This is a genomic window from uncultured Parasphingorhabdus sp., from assembly GCF_963975735.1.
Lineage (GTDB): Bacteria > Pseudomonadota > Alphaproteobacteria > Sphingomonadales > Sphingomonadaceae > Parasphingorhabdus.
In genome coordinates, this window is record NZ_CAXBIA010000007.1 from 99,367 (window position 1) to 113,535 (window position 14,169).

12 protein-coding genes are annotated in these 14,169 nt (G+C 55.5%); 10 read left to right on the forward strand and 2 right to left on the reverse strand.

The genetic code is table 11. The features are described from left to right. The first annotated feature begins 188 nt into the window (after positions 1-188). The 9 genes from AACZ86_RS09990 to AACZ86_RS10030 all read left to right on the forward strand — a co-directional run bounded on the left by AACZ86_RS09990 (position 189) and on the right by AACZ86_RS10030 (position 12,178). Positions 189-1,298 carry an S-(hydroxymethyl)glutathione dehydrogenase/class III alcohol dehydrogenase gene (locus AACZ86_RS09990; protein WP_339692002.1) on the forward strand — a complete coding sequence of 370 codons (1,110 nt, stop codon included), beginning with the start codon at positions 189-191 and terminating at the stop codon, positions 1,296-1,298. After that, a complete protein-coding gene (fghA, locus tag AACZ86_RS09995) occupies positions 1,298-2,125 on the forward strand; it encodes an S-formylglutathione hydrolase (protein ID WP_339692005.1) in 828 nt (275 codons plus the stop codon). Before AACZ86_RS09990 ends, fghA begins: the two co-directional genes overlap by 1 nt. Positions 2,126-2,171: 46 nt before the next feature. Beyond that, complete coding sequence (locus tag AACZ86_RS10000) at positions 2,172-3,332, forward strand: serine hydrolase domain-containing protein (RefSeq protein WP_339692007.1); 1,161 nt, start codon at positions 2,172-2,174, stop codon at positions 3,330-3,332. Positions 3,333-3,406: 74 nt separating this feature from the next. Beyond that, the gene (locus AACZ86_RS10005) at positions 3,407-4,567 is read left to right on the forward strand and encodes a Xaa-Pro peptidase family protein (protein ID WP_339692009.1); all 1,161 of its coding nucleotides are present in this window, start codon (positions 3,407-3,409) and stop codon (positions 4,565-4,567) included. Positions 4,568-4,693: 126 nt separating this feature from the next. Beyond that, positions 4,694-6,061, forward strand: coding sequence for an acyltransferase (locus tag AACZ86_RS10010; RefSeq protein ID WP_339692012.1), 1,368 nt, complete (start codon positions 4,694-4,696; stop codon positions 6,059-6,061). A gap of 107 nt (positions 6,062-6,168) precedes the next feature. Beyond that, positions 6,169-7,305 carry a fatty acid desaturase gene (locus AACZ86_RS10015; protein ID WP_339692015.1) on the forward strand — a complete coding sequence of 379 codons (1,137 nt, stop codon included), beginning with the start codon at positions 6,169-6,171 and terminating at the stop codon, positions 7,303-7,305. Between the two features lie 286 nt (positions 7,306-7,591). Beyond that, positions 7,592-8,467 (forward strand): LysR family transcriptional regulator, encoded by an 876-nt coding sequence (locus tag AACZ86_RS10020; protein ID WP_339692018.1) that lies wholly within the window; start codon positions 7,592-7,594, stop codon positions 8,465-8,467. Between the two features lie 294 nt (positions 8,468-8,761). Then, complete coding sequence (locus AACZ86_RS10025; RefSeq protein ID WP_339692020.1) at positions 8,762-10,792, forward strand: TonB-dependent receptor; 2,031 nt, start codon at positions 8,762-8,764, stop codon at positions 10,790-10,792. A 174-nt stretch (positions 10,793-10,966) separates the two neighbouring features. Then, positions 10,967-12,178, forward strand: coding sequence for a tyrosine-type recombinase/integrase (locus AACZ86_RS10030; RefSeq protein WP_339692023.1), 1,212 nt, complete (start codon positions 10,967-10,969; stop codon positions 12,176-12,178). 13 nt (positions 12,179-12,191) lie between these two features. On the opposite strand, the gene AACZ86_RS10035 is transcribed toward AACZ86_RS10030, so the two are convergent. Both AACZ86_RS10035 and AACZ86_RS10040 read right to left on the reverse strand, forming a co-directional pair. Further along, the gene (locus AACZ86_RS10035; protein WP_339692025.1) at positions 12,192-12,401 is read right to left on the reverse strand and encodes a DUF5818 domain-containing protein; all 210 of its coding nucleotides are present in this window, start codon (positions 12,399-12,401) and stop codon (positions 12,192-12,194) included. 18 nt (positions 12,402-12,419) lie between these two features. Continuing rightward, the gene (locus tag AACZ86_RS10040) at positions 12,420-13,085 is read right to left on the reverse strand and encodes a lytic transglycosylase domain-containing protein (protein WP_240616820.1); all 666 of its coding nucleotides are present in this window, start codon (positions 13,083-13,085) and stop codon (positions 12,420-12,422) included. Between the two features lie 136 nt (positions 13,086-13,221). On the opposite strand from AACZ86_RS10040, the gene AACZ86_RS10045 reads away from it, so the two are divergent. Beyond that, the gene (locus AACZ86_RS10045) at positions 13,222-14,130 is read left to right on the forward strand and encodes a toprim domain-containing protein (protein WP_100092320.1); all 909 of its coding nucleotides are present in this window, start codon (positions 13,222-13,224) and stop codon (positions 14,128-14,130) included. Positions 14,131-14,169 lie beyond the last annotated feature (39 nt).

Here is a 14,169-nt window from a genome sequence, read left to right on the forward strand (position 1 = left end):
GTTCTCCCCTGTGAACCTGCCATTGAACCGATCTCGCCAGGAAGATCAACTGCCAATCACGACAAGCCGGACAAGCAAAACGGCGCGGGACAAAGAAGTATGGAACGAAATAGCCCAGTGACGCTTGCGGACACCCGCATGTCTGACTTACAAGGCCGGAAATCATTCAACAGAGGACTAGCCCCGTTATGAAGACCCGCGCAGCCGTAGCATTTGAAGCCAAAAAGCCACTCGAGATTGTCGAGCTCGATCTGGAAGGTCCGAAGACCGGCGAAGTGCTGGTCGAGATCATGGCGACCGGTATTTGTCATACCGATGCGTACACGCTCGACGGTCTGGACAGCGAAGGCAAATTCCCCAGCGTGCTCGGCCATGAGGGCGCCGGTATCGTGCGCGAAGTCGGCGCCGGTGTCACCTCGGTGGCGCCCGACGATCATGTGATCCCGCTCTACACACCGGAATGTCGCCAGTGCAAAAGCTGCCTGTCCGGAAAAACCAACCTGTGCACCGCGATCCGCGCAACCCAGGGGCAGGGCCTGATGCCCGACGGCACCAGCCGGATGTCTTACAAGGGTGAGGCGATCTATCATTATATGGGCTGCTCGACCTTCTCGAACTTCATCGTTGTGCCCGAAATCGCGGTTGCCAAAATTCGCACCGACGCGCCGTTCAACACCAGCTGCTATATCGGCTGCGGCGTCACCACCGGTGTCGGCGCGGTGGTCAATACGGCGAAGGTAGAGCCCGGCGCCAACGTCATCGTCTTTGGCCTCGGCGGCATCGGCCTCAACGTGCTGCAGGGCGCGCGGATGGTCGGCGCGGACAAGATCATCGGCGTCGATATCAACGACGACCGCGAGGAATGGGGCAGGCGCTTCGGCATGACCCATTTCGTCAATCCGAAGAAGATCAAGGGCGATATCGTCGAGCATCTGGTGGCGCTGACCGACGGCGGCGCGGACTATACGTTCGACTGCACCGGCAATACCGACGTGATGCGCCAGGCGCTGGAAGCCTGTCACCGCGGCTGGGGTGAAAGCATCATCATCGGCGTGGCCGAAGCCGGCAAGGAAATCTCGACGCGACCATTCCAGCTCGTCACCGGACGGGTCTGGAAGGGCACGGCCTTCGGCGGCGCGCGGGGCCGGACCGATGTTCCGAAAATCGTCGACTGGTATGTAAACGGCAAGATCGAGATTGACCCGATGATCACCCACACGCTGTCGCTGGAAGAGATCAATAAGGGCTTCGACCTGATGCACGCCGGCGAGAGCATCCGCAGCGTGGTGGTCTTTTAATGGAGACCGTCTCCACCAACAGAAGTTTCGCCGGAACGCAGGGCGTCTATTCTCATGCGTCCGCCGAAACGGGTACGGAAATGACTTTCGCAGTCTATGTTCCCGATCATGAAGAAGGCGCGAAGCTGCCGGTCGTCTGGTATCTGTCCGGCCTGACCTGCACCCATGCCAATGTCATGGAAAAGGGCGAATATCGCCGGGCTGCCAGCGAACTGGGCCTGATCATCGTCGCGCCGGATACATCGCCGCGCGGCGAGGAGGTGGCCGATGACGAAGCCTATGACATGGGGCAGGGCGCCGGCTTTTATGTCGATGCCACCGAAGAGCCATGGGCCAAGCATTTTCGCATGCGCAGCTATATCGAGAAGGAACTGCCCGCCTTGATCGCCCGGGAATTTCCGGTCGACATGGAGCGACAAGCCATATTCGGGCACAGCATGGGCGGCCATGGCGCGCTGACCATCGCTCTGCGCAATCCGGATCGCTTTAAAAGCGTGTCCGCCTTCTCGCCGATTGTTTCGCCGCTCAACTGCCCCTGGGGTGAAAAAGCGCTGGGGGGATATCTGGGCAGCGATCAACAGGCATGGCGCGAATATGATGCCTGCGCCCTGATCGAGGATGGCGCGCGCGTTGCGGACATATTGGTCGATCAGGGAACCGCCGACAATTTCCTCGAGGAGCAGCTGAAGCCGCAACTCTTGGCGGAAGCCTGCGACAAAGCGGGCATAAAGCTCAGCCTGAATATGCGCGAAGGCTATGACCACAGCTATTATTTCATTTCGACCTATATGGAAGATCATTTACGCTGGCATGCCGAACGGTTGTGATCCCGACAGGCGCATCCTTCGATTTTGATAATTTTGGCATAAAAGGATGAACGGATTGCAGCAGCTGGATTTACAAAAAGCCCTCGATCAGGCGCTGGCCGACAATCAGGTAGCCGGCGCGGTCGCGATGATTGGCGATGCCGGTACGGTGCTTGCATCGGCGGAAGCGGGTTTTTCTGACCCCGCTACCGGCAAGCCAATGGTGCTGGATGGCATTTTCCAGATCGCCTCCATGACCAAAGCGATCACATCGGTCGCTGCCATGCAATTGGTGGAACGGGGTCTTTTGGCGCTGGACGAACCGATCGGCGCGATCCTGCCCGAACTGGCCAATCCCGATGTGCTGACCGGCTTTGACGACGACGATACACCGATTGTCGCGCCAGCCAAAAAGGCGATCACGCTCCGGCACCTGCTCACCCATACATCCGGCCTCGGCTATGCTTTCACCAAAGCGAATATGGCCAAAGCGCAGGGCAAGGTCGCTCCCGCCAGCATCGCCAGTATTACCACGCCGCTGATGTTCGAGCCGGGAACAGACTGGCTGTACGGCGTGAGCACCGACTGGGTCGGTCGCGCGGTCGAGGCCGCCAGCGGCCAGACGCTTGGTGCCTATATGGAGGAGCATATTTTCGCGCCTTTGGCGATGCAGGACACAGGTTTTACCGTCGCGACCGACAAGAGCGAGCGCCGGGTTCCGCTGCTCTCCCGTCAGGCGGATGCTCTGGTTCCCTTTCCCATCGAAATTGGCGGTGGTGATGCGGCGGAATATCAGTCCGGCGGCGGCGGTCTTTATTCGACGGCGGCGGACTATATGCGTTTCATGCGGATGATCCTGAACCGCGGATCGCTCGAGGGAGCCCGGATCATCAGCGCAGAGACCGTGGCGGCCATGTCGAAAAACCAGATTGGCGGGATGAAAGCGGGACAGATGGAGAGCGTGGTGCCGCTGCTCGCCAATTCGTTCGATGCCTTTCCCGATATGCATTGCGGGTGGGGCCTCGGCTTTCTGATCAACCCGGAAACAGGACCCGATGGCCGCGCGGCGGGCAGCCTGTCCTGGGCCGGGCTGACCAACTGTTATTACTGGATCGATCCCGCGAGCGACATCGCGGGGCTGGTGCTGATGCAATTTCTCCCTTTTGCAGACCCCGATGCTCTGCGCGTTCTGGCAGCGGTGGAATCGGCGGCCTATCAGCGGACATAATATCTTCCGCATTGGTTTGCTGGTAGATCAATTCCGCTATAGTGGAGGCGCCCGCCCAAATTGGAGATTTGACCATGACCACAGCATCGCGACCGCCATCGATCGGCAACGCCGAACGCGACCAGCGGTTGAACAATCTCCGCCAGACGATGTCCGCAAATGGCCTTGATGCGATCCTGATCACCCCGGGCAGCAACATGCGCTATTTCTTCGCCGAGGCTTTCTATGAAAGCGAACGCTTTGTCGGGATATTGCTCACGGCGGACCGCACCATCTTCATCTGCCCGAAATTCGAGGAATCCGCGATCCGCGCCAAATTCCCGATGGCTTCGGAAATGGCCTTCTGGGAGGAGCATGAATGCCCCTGCGCGCTGATCGCGTCGCTTTTGGCGGAAGCTGGCTGCCAGCGATGTGCGCTCGATCCTGAATGTTCCTACGGCCATGCCGCGCGCCTGTTCGACGCGCTGGCGCAGCTGGAAAAGCCGGTGCTCTGTGGCTCTGCCGCGTCGGTGATCGCGCCGCTGCGCGCGATAAAATCACAGGCCGAGATCGATCTGATGATCCATGCGATGCAGCTCACGCTGTCGGTCCATCAACAGATTTTCGAGTGGATCAAGCCGGGCATGAAGGCGAGCGAAGTGATCGCCGAAATCGACCGCCTGCACCGCGCCGGCGGTGCCGATGGCGGCAACAGCTTTTGCGCGGTCCAGTTCGGCGAAGCGACCTCCCACCCGCACGGTGTCCCGGGCGACCCGGCGCTGCAGGAGAGCGAGCTGATTCTGATCGATACCGGTTGCACGATCGACGGCTATAATAGCGACATCACCCGCACCTATGCCCTGTCGAAACTGGACAACGAGATCGAACGGCTCTGGCATGCGGAGAAAGAGGCCCAGCAAGCCGCCTTCGACCGCGCCGCCATCGGCACGCCCTGCGAAGACGTAGACAAGGCCGCCCGCGATATGCTGTTCAGCCACGGCCTCGGCCCAGACTATCACCTGCCAGGCCTCCCGCACCGCACCGGCCACGGCATCGGGCTGGACATCCACGAAGGCCCCTATCTGGTCAAAGGCGACCAGACGCCACTGGCGACGGGCATGTGCTTTTCCAACGAACCGATGATCGTTGTGCCAGGCGCATATGGCATCCGGTTGGAAGACCATTTCTATATGACGGCGTCCGGGCCGAAGTGGTTTACCCGGCCGCAGGAGGATCTTTACCGGCCCTTTGGTTAGAGTGGGAGTGATAGTGCGTCGATTCTCCAAAAGATGTATTGGCACCGAAATTCCAGAATAATTGTACTTTCGATTTCTTAACACTTCAAAACGTAAACGAATATTAGCGCAGGCCGGGAGTATATTATGAGCGATAGAAAGAACCGTCGCGCCAAAGGTGGTATGTGGGGGCGAGCCCTTGATATTGCGGGGAGAACGCCTGCAGAACGCAATCGCTATGTCGATTTCCTGCGTGCTTTTTCCATTCTTGCCGTGGTCATCGGCCATTGGCTGGTTGCCGCGCCTTATATGCAGGACGGGGAGGTTGTCGGCGGACATTTGCTGGAGATATTGCCCTGGTCGCAGTGGTTGACTTTGGGCTTTCAAGTCATGCCGGTGTTTTTTCTTGTCGGTGGATTTTCCAATGGCGTTTCCTGGTCTGCGACCCTGCGCAAGGAGGGCACATATGCCGACTGGTTTACCGGCAGATTGCAGCGGCTGATCAATCCCGTGCTGCCCTTATTCCTGCTGTGGACGGTCATCGCGATGTTTGGCACGCTGGCCGGTGTGCCACGGCCGATCGTGTCACTGGCGGCGGAACTGGCGCTCATTCCGGTCTGGTTTCTCGCGGTCTATATCATGGTCACCGCGCTGGTCCCGTATACGTACGCGGCATGGCGGCGGTTGGGGCTAAAGTCCTTTGCCGCGCTTTTGCTCGCAGCGGTGATGATCGATAGCGCGACCTACGCCGCGCAAGTTCCTTATATCAAATGGTTCAACTTTGCATTCGTCTGGCTGGGCATCCATCAATTGGGCTTTGCCTGGAGCGACGGGTTTTTCGAGAAACGTTCGCGGGCTTTGTTGTTTGCATTCGCCGGATTTGCAGCGTTGATCATATTGGTCGGACCCGGCATTTATCCGGTCGCGATGATCGGTGTCCCCGGCGAAGCTATGAGCAACAGCATGCCGCCGACGCTGGCCCTGATGGCGCTCGGCGTAACGCAAACGGGTATCGCCCTGTATCTGGAGCCCGCTGGCCGACGGATTCTGGACCGGGTGAAAATCTGGGCGAGCGTGGTGCTGTTAAATGGCATGATCATGACGATATATCTTTGGCACCTGACCGCATTCGTGTTGGTGATGATCGTCGCCTATCTGCTTGGCGGACTTGGCCTCGACGTAGCTCCCGGCAGCGCTGGCTGGTGGCTGGCCCGGCCGATCTGGTTCGCCATCTATATTGCGGCGTTGATGCCGCTGATCATCATATTCGCGCGGTTCGAGCAGCCAGGCAGCATCGCCGGCCAGGCGCCCAAGCCGGCCATAGCGCATTGGCGGTTGATCCTCGGTCTGCTGCTTATTTGCGCAGGACTTGCCTCGACCGCAGTGTACAGCATAGCAAGTCCGTTGGGCATCACCGGCGTTCGACTGTGGATAATCGCAATGCCGCTGATCGGGGCGGGCATTGTAAGATTTGGGCCGGTCTATGATATCGTGGAGCGTCGCAAGGCAAAATAGGATGCGGTGACATGTGTTATTGCGTCGATGTCCGCGTCCGCTACTTAATTTTATAACCTCTCGGTTTAGCGTGACAATGGCTGGCTGGCTGTATACCGGCTTAGGTTGTGATCTCTCCCAAAGAAAAAAAGCCGGGCCATGATTGTGCCGGCGAAACCGTTTCTGCTCCATCGCAGGGTCGCGGTGGTGACGAGCCAACCGCGCGCCAGACGGAAGTCGAAAGCACCGCGCTCGATCCCCAAAAACTGATGCGCGAGCTAAGAGCATTCAGAGACTCACGGCGAGGCCGAAGCGTCTGGGAATTGACCATCACGCTTGTGCCTTTCCTGTGCCTGTTCGGGCTCATTCTGGTCGCGGTCAAAGCAGGTTATGTTTTTGCGCTGGCCCTGACACCGCTGGCGGGACTTTTGCTGCTCAGGCTTTTCGTCATCCAGCACGATTGCGGTCATGGATCGTTCTTGCCCAGCCGGTCGGGCAATGACTGGGTCGGCCGGGCGCTGGGCGTGCTGACCTTCACGCCTTATGATTGCTGGAGGCGGTCCCATGCGCTGCATCACGCCGCGACCGGCAATCTGGCTGCCCGCGGTGCGGGAGATGTCGACACGCTGACGGTGCGCGAGTTTTACGAACAAAGCAGCATGCAGCGGTTTCTATACCGTCTCTACCGTCATCCGCTTGTTTTACTGGGTCTCGGTCCGGCCTATCTTTTTCTTCTCCGTCACCGGCTTCCCATTGGCCTGATGAAAGAAGGCTGGGCCTATTGGATCAGCGCGATGGCGACCAACGTCGTAACCGCTCTGATATTGGCTCCGCTTATCTACCTGTTCGGATTTGCCGTAACCGCCATGGTATTCTTTCCGGTGCTGCTGGTGGCCGCTTCGGTGGGGGTATGGCTGTTTTATGTGCAACATCAGTTTGAAGATGCGCACTGGGATGAAGGGAAGGATTGGTCCTTCCACGATGCCGCCTTGCACGGCAGCTCTCATCTCGATCTGCCGCTGGTGTTGCGCTGGTTTACCGCCAATATCGGAATCCACCATGTCCATCACCTGGCCAGCCGCATTCCCTTTTACCGCCTGCCCGAGGTATTAGAGGCCTATCCCGGTCTGCGAAATATGAACCGCTTTACAGTGTTTCAGACACTCAAGCCGCTACGTCTCGCTTTATGGGACGAAAGTCAGCGAAGGCTGGTCTCCTTTCGCGAAGCGTCGCGGATGGCCTCCCGAAGCGCTGTGCGGTCGTAATTGGACTGAGTCCCGATCCCGTTGAATGCCGCCGCTCTCGTCATTGGTCAGGATATGGTAGCAGAAGGTATCAATTTCTGATCGACGATTTGGGCTTCAAACAAAGGGCCGGTTCGGGGGAGACGTCCGGGCTCTGAAAACGACTTCGGCCTGTCTGATCATGAATGGCGATGCGGCACCATGACGAGACATTCGAACGGTATCATTTCAATTTTTCATTTATCAAGTTTAGAATAAATGATATCTATGTTTAATGCGTTTAGACAATTTTGATCTCAATCTGCTTGTGGCCTTTGATGTGCTGTTGCGGGAGCGGAACGTCACCCGTGCGGCCCACCGGCTGAATGTAACCCAGGCCGCCATGAGCGCGGCATTGAAGCGGCTGAGGGAATCGTTTCAGGACGACATTCTGACGCAGCACGGCAAAAAGATGATCCCGACTGCGCGGGCGATCTACCTCGCTCCCAAAGTGGCCGATATGATCCTGCAACTGCGAAGCCTGATTTCGAGCGGGAAGGGCTTTGACCCGGCCACTTCAGACCGCTGCTTCAAGATCGCTGCTTCCGATTATATCACCACGGTTCTTATTGTGCCGCTTTTGGACGTGTTGCAACGGGAGGCCCCCCGCGTGACCCTCGATATCTCCCTTCCCGATCAGGATGTTGCTGATCAGCTCACCAACGGGGAACTGGACCTGCTCCTCTCTCCGGAACAATTTGTGCATCCGGATCATCCACGCGATCTGTTGTTTGAAGAACGGTTTGTGGTCGTCGGCTGGTCCGGCAACCCTGTGATGCAGCAACCTTTGACTGTAGAGGCATTCTTCAACAGCGGGCACGTCGCAGTTCAGATCGGACATCGAGACACGTTTATTGAACATGCGCTGCAAGAACATGTTCAAAAGCGGCGGATCGAAATCACCGCTCCGTCCTTCATCCAGGCACCCTGGTTGATCCCGGGCACGATGCGGCTGTCCCTGATGCACGAGCGGTTGGCCAATATCGTAGCGCCTGCAGCTTCCCTGATCACCGCCGAACCGCCTGTCGAACTGCCGGTGATGCAGGAAATGATGCAATATCATGCGAGTCGAGCCACTGATGAAGCCTTGATCTGGCTGCGTGGCCGGCTGCAGCAAGTTGGTGCCAGCACAACTAATTCCTGACTTCCGCGCCTGACGAGGGCTGGTTTTAGTCCGACAACGGCGTAGATTTCCAACGGAAGTCACTGTCAGTGTTGGATTATTCACCGAACCTGATAAGCTTTTTTAGGTATAAATATTATTTATGCTAAATGGTAAAAACAATTGATTTTTCCTATTCCCGAAAATGATTATTACTATCGATGAAAGTGATTATCATCGTCGATGAGTCTCGCTTATTCAGATTTTTATCAAAACAAGCCGTAATTAAAGCGGCAAAAATTAGAACCTAAGGGGAGGAAAATAATGAAATTCCATATGAACAATGCGTCTGTATCCAAGGCAGCGCTTTCACTGGCTTTGGTTTCGGCGATGTTTGTGTCGCCAGCTGCGGCTCAAGATAATACGAACGCTGTAGACGAGAGTGCACAGCAATCGGGCGGGCTGGACGTTATAGTCGTGACCGCGCAGCGTAAAGCAGAGTCGCTTCAAGACGCCGCGATACCGATCAATGCTGCAACCGGCGCAGATCTGACTCGGGCCGGTGTTGCCGACGCGACAACGCTTAATGCGGTTGCTCCTGCGCTTTATGTCACATCGGGCGGCGGCGCGAATGCCGGTTATTTCGTCCGCGGGGTAGGCAATTTTACCAACAACGGTTACACCAGCCCTGCCGTCGCATTCAATGTCGACGGCGTTTATGTCGGGCGGCCTTCATCGACCATCGCTTCGTTTCTTGATGTCGCGGTCGTCGAAGTATTGAAGGGTCCACAAGGTACATTATACGGGCGCAATGCGACCGGCGGCGCGATTAACGTGCTCCCGACCAAGCCAGTCCCTGGCGAGACAAGCGGATATGTCTCCGGTTCCTACGGTAATTACGACGCGTTCGGTATCGAAGGCGCGCTTAACCTCGCTGTCGGTGACGACGGCGCGATCCGGCTTTCCGCCGCCGTGAACGAGCATGATGGCTATAACGCGGATGGCACATTTGATGCCAAGGATGTCGCGTTCCGCGGCCAGTTCTATGCAGAACCAGCGCCCGGATTTGATATCCGTTTCTCGGTCGATTATTCGACCCAGAAAGGCGCGGGCCCCGGAACAGATGTCTTTGGTGCCTATGGACTGATTCCTCCTGGAACGCCTGGGCGGGACGATCCCCCGGTACCGGGATGGGCATTCCAGCCTGCTCCGGCTGCAGTAGCAGAGCCATTTACCGGCCTCCACACTCCCGAGGCGCTCGCCTATCTTGCGACGGTCTCGACGGCTCCGCTTTTCTCGCCATTTCAGGGCTTCGCCTATCCGTCGCGCGATGATGAATATCTTGGCGTGAGCGCAGAAATGAATCTCGAGCTCGGTTCTGTCGATTTGGTGGTGATCCCGGCCTATCGCCAGTCAAAGCTCGACAATATATTTAACGGGCCTCCGTTCAAGGCCGCGATCAACAAGGACACCGCCGAGCAGTGGAGTATCGAGGCTCGGTTCTCGGGGTCGACTGGACCCGTCGACTGGATCGCGGGTGCCTATTATTTCGACGAGAGAGTTGAGGGTGTGAACGCTTTCAACCAGTTTGGCACCGTCTCGAACAACGCATTTGATTCCCAGTCGGATTCTCTTGCATTTTTCGGCCGTGCGACTTTCAACGTGACCGACGAACTCCGCCTCGTAGGCGGTGTGCGGCACACCACTGAAAACCGGTCGATCGATGCATTTGCTACTGCAACAGCGGGTGTTTGCCTCGAGGATCCGGTCGGTCGGGCTCCTTTCTGCGGCCACGTGCCCACCCTCCCGGTCGGACTCACCCTGCAGGACGTGCTCGGTGGCCTTGACCCGGCCCTGTTTCCAATCCCCGGCAGAAACCCGCAAACCGACTATAATACTAACGGAGCAGACGGTGTGGGTCAGGTATTCCCTTATGGTCCGCTCAACATCTTTGCACCGGCACAATTCGGACCAGGCGCGCTGTTGATCATCACGCCAAATACCATCCAGCGTTCCGATAGCGACAAGGAATTCACATATCGCGCTGCGGTGGAATATGACATTACTCCAGAAAACCTGCTCTACGCCAGTTTTGAAAACGGTTTCCGCGCCGGTGGCTTCAATCTCGCTCGCGGCAGAGAAACATATGAGCCCGAGTTTATCGATGCATTTACCATCGGGTCGAAGAACCGGTTCTTCGACAATCGCTTCGAGCTGAACGCGGAGCTGTTCTACTGGAAATATAAAGGGCAGCAATTGGCGGCTCTGGGTGTCGATACAGATGGCAATAACGCCTTCTACACCCGCAACGTTGGTAAATCCTCGATCAAGGGTGTGGATATCGACTTCCAGCTGATTAATGCGTGATATTTACTGGGACGGTTTGGTATGATTTGGGACTATAATTGCAATAAAATCAAAAAGATAGCTTGATTTTAGCGTTCCCGTTTTGTACTCATTGATCCCGGCAGATTTCATCATTTTGCACTTACATTGCACTTACAGAAAAAGTGCGTGTGCTGAGATAGAAAGGAAATGGTCATGCAAACTGCGCTTACACAGACTGTCATAGATCGTGCCAAATTGGCTAAAAGACCTTATGAAATTAGAGATAGCCGTTTAAATGGTTTTCTGGTTCGGGTGCAACCTTCGGGCATTAAATCATTCTACTGCGAATATGATCGCGGCAAGCGCTGGCGGCTTGGACGCGCAGATTCTATGGCCGTTGGACAGGCCAGAAATCAGGCAAAGAAAATAATTTCCCAATATCATTCGGGTATTGATCCGATGGACGAGAAAAGATCAAACGCGAGGGCAATCACGCTAGGTGAGTTTATCGATCTATTTTTCCAACCCTGGGCTCAATCTCATCAAAAGTCACACGAGCAAAATATCAAGCGGATCCGAACCGTGTTCAAAGGTTTTTTGAAACGAAAATTGGATGATGTGAGCGTTATTGATCTGGAACGGTGGAGAGCTAGCCGAATTGCTGTGGGCAATAAAACAACAACCATCAATCGCGACATCGCATCGATAAAAGCAGTCTTTAACCGAGCAGTCGATTTTGAGATCATTGAACAAAATCCAATCGCCAAAGTGAAGAAGGCAAGAGAGGATACCAGACCGCGTGTTCGCTATCTCAATGATGAAGAACTGAAGTTGCTGCTTGATGCGTTAGATCGCCGCGAGGAACGCAGGTGCGGTGAACGGGACAGTGCCAACCGGTGGCGAAGTGAACGCGGTTATCGTAAACTTCCTAACTTTAAGAAGCGGGCGTTCACAGATCACCTCAAGCCAATGATCGTACTTTCGCTGCACACCGGTATGCGGCGAGGGGAGGTATTCGATCTTAAGTGGCAGCATGTCGATTTTACCGTGAGATCAATTGCTGTTGTTGGCGAAACGGCAAAGTCGGGAAAAACCAGACATATTCCCATGAACCGCACTTGCTTGAAAGTTCTTCGCTGTTGGCAAAAACAATGCGCAAAATCATCGGGCAGGGTATTTCAAAATGCTGATGGCATGCGTTTTAACAATGTGAAAAGATCGTGGACAGCAATCTTAAAACAGGCGGGAATTGTCAATTTTCGTTGGCATGACATGCGGCATCATTTTGCATCACGCCTGGCTATGGCAGGAGTCGATTTAAACGCGATCAGAGAGCTGCTGGGACATAGCGATTACGAAATGACTCTGCGCTATGCACATCTTGCACCCGAGCATAAGAGAAAAGCTGTTGAACTGCTTGATTAGCCAATTCTATTGATCATTTTTTGGCGCCAACCCAGTCCACATCAATTCCGTCAACACCGGACTGAACGCCTTCAATGATCACTTGGGTGCCGTCCTTTGGGGTTTTCACGTCCAAAAAGTTTAACCGCCAAACATTTTCATCTGCGCATTGAAGCAAATAGTGGCGTTCGCCTTTGATGAGTTTACCGGTTAGCCGAAGGCGGTTTGAGTTTGAATGGTTCATGATCAAGTGTTCTCTGTCCTACAGCCCCGATTCTGTCCAGCGCGCAAGGACCTTCTTTACGTAATTCCGTGTTTCCTGGTATCGGGGAATGCCATTGGCTTTCAGCACGGCGTTAGGTCCGGCATTATATGCCGCCAGCGCTAGGTGAATCCCCCCAAACTTATCCAGCATTTGCTTGAGATACCGTGCTCCCCCGTCAATATTGGCGGAAGGATCGAACCGGTTCTCAACCCCAAGGTCTAATGCGGTTCCAGGCATCAACTGCGTAAGACCGCCAGCACCAGCAGAACTAACAGCCATAGGATTGTACCGCGATTCCTGCCAAATTAGAGCGTCGAGCAACCCAAAGGGTAGGGCGTGTTTTTTTTCGGCTGCCCGGATGGAGGTTAGGTAAATAAACCGCCTTGACGAGGCTGATCGGCTTAGTCCTGTAAGCTTTCTTGGTTGTAGATTGGTTTTAGTACCTTCATGATTTGTCGGTGCTCCAGTCACGGGCTTTAGCTGATTTTCCGGTTGCCAAATTCCATGCTGGAACAACCGAAACGTGGGTTTTTCACTTGCGTGTTGATCCAGAGCTTCCCGTTCAGTGGGGGCATTGCTTTCTTGTAAACTCACATCCTGCGCCCATGTCACGCTTGAACACATCGCTATTGTAAGCAGTCCCATTGATAGCTTCTTTGCCAAAATTCATCTCCATCTTGTATCGAATCGGATGAGAACATAAATAGAACATATAGCTGTAGGAAAGTGTTTTCTTACGTGTTGAAGAGGGGAGGCTGCCGGGAAGGGGAGAACTGGCGCAGATGCAAGGAACTCCTCGATGTCCCGTAACGTCCTGACTAATCCCACATCATCCCTCGAGAATACTGCCAGACAGATTTGTGAAAAATTTTCAGGCTATTGGAAAAATGACAAAGGAATGTGCTGCTGCCCGGCACATGATGATAATACGCCGTCGCTTGGTGTCAGTATCGGCCGAAACGCGATTCTCTTTCACTGTTTTGCGGGGTGTCCGCAGAAAGAGGTGCTTGCGGGTTTTGAGCGCCAAGGTGTGCCCGCGCGCAGTCTGTTCAGCGGAAGCTCCATTCCAATTCCCGCAACAAGTCCCAAAGAGATAAAGCCGAGCGCCAATGCACAGCGACTCTGGCGGCAGGCTCAGCGCCTGCAAGGAACTATTGCCCGGACTTATCTCAAAAAGCGCCTGATTAGTATTACTTCTCCAGAATTGCGCTTCCTCGAACGCACGCCGCTTGGTCCCAAGAGCCATGTCCGCTTTCTACCAGCGATGCTGGCATCGGTGCGCACCGATGCGCATATTATGGCCATTCACCGTACATTCCTGCTTCCCGATGGTTCAGGCCAGTCTGATTTCATAAAACCCAAACGCGCACTCGGATCCCTCGGGACCGGGGCTGTGCGCCTTTTTCCACCCAAAGATGGTGTTCTGGGATTGGCAGAAGGCACAGAAAGCGCCATGTCCGCGACGCAGCTGACCGGCATCCCGACCTGGGCAACATTGGGCAATGAGCGCTTTGGGATCGTTACCATCCCGGAAAGCGTGAAGCAGCTTTATCTCTTCGTGGATCATGACGCTGGCGGCGACCTTGCCGAAGCCAAGGCCCGTGAACATTTTCAGATGCCCGGCCGGTCCATTATAGCGCGCCGGCCTAGCCGGCGCGGCGATGACTGGAATAATGAGTTGTTTCGAGCAAACGCAGCTTCCACCTAACCCGGTCCACCTGTGATCCAGAGGAAAGGGGGCTTTTCG

Coding starts and splice junctions, on each gene's coding strand:
- AACZ86_RS10000 (WP_339692007.1), top strand. CDS start 2,172: ATGAACGGATTGCAGCAGCTGGATTTACAAAAAGCCCTCGATCAGGCG.
- AACZ86_RS10030 (WP_339692023.1), top strand. CDS start 10,967: ATGCAAACTGCGCTTACACAGACTGTCATAGATCGTGCCAAATTGGCT.
- AACZ86_RS10035 (WP_339692025.1), bottom strand. CDS start 12,401: ATGAACCATTCAAACTCAAACCGCCTTCGGCTAACCGGTAAACTCATC.
- AACZ86_RS10005 (WP_339692009.1), top strand. CDS start 3,407: ATGACCACAGCATCGCGACCGCCATCGATCGGCAACGCCGAACGCGAC.
- AACZ86_RS10045 (WP_100092320.1), top strand. CDS start 13,222: ATGTCCCGTAACGTCCTGACTAATCCCACATCATCCCTCGAGAATACT.
- fghA (WP_339692005.1), top strand. CDS start 1,298: ATGGAGACCGTCTCCACCAACAGAAGTTTCGCCGGAACGCAGGGCGTC.
- AACZ86_RS10025 (WP_339692020.1), top strand. CDS start 8,762: ATGAACAATGCGTCTGTATCCAAGGCAGCGCTTTCACTGGCTTTGGTT.
- AACZ86_RS10010 (WP_339692012.1), top strand. CDS start 4,694: ATGAGCGATAGAAAGAACCGTCGCGCCAAAGGTGGTATGTGGGGGCGA.
- AACZ86_RS09990 (WP_339692002.1), top strand. CDS start 189: ATGAAGACCCGCGCAGCCGTAGCATTTGAAGCCAAAAAGCCACTCGAG.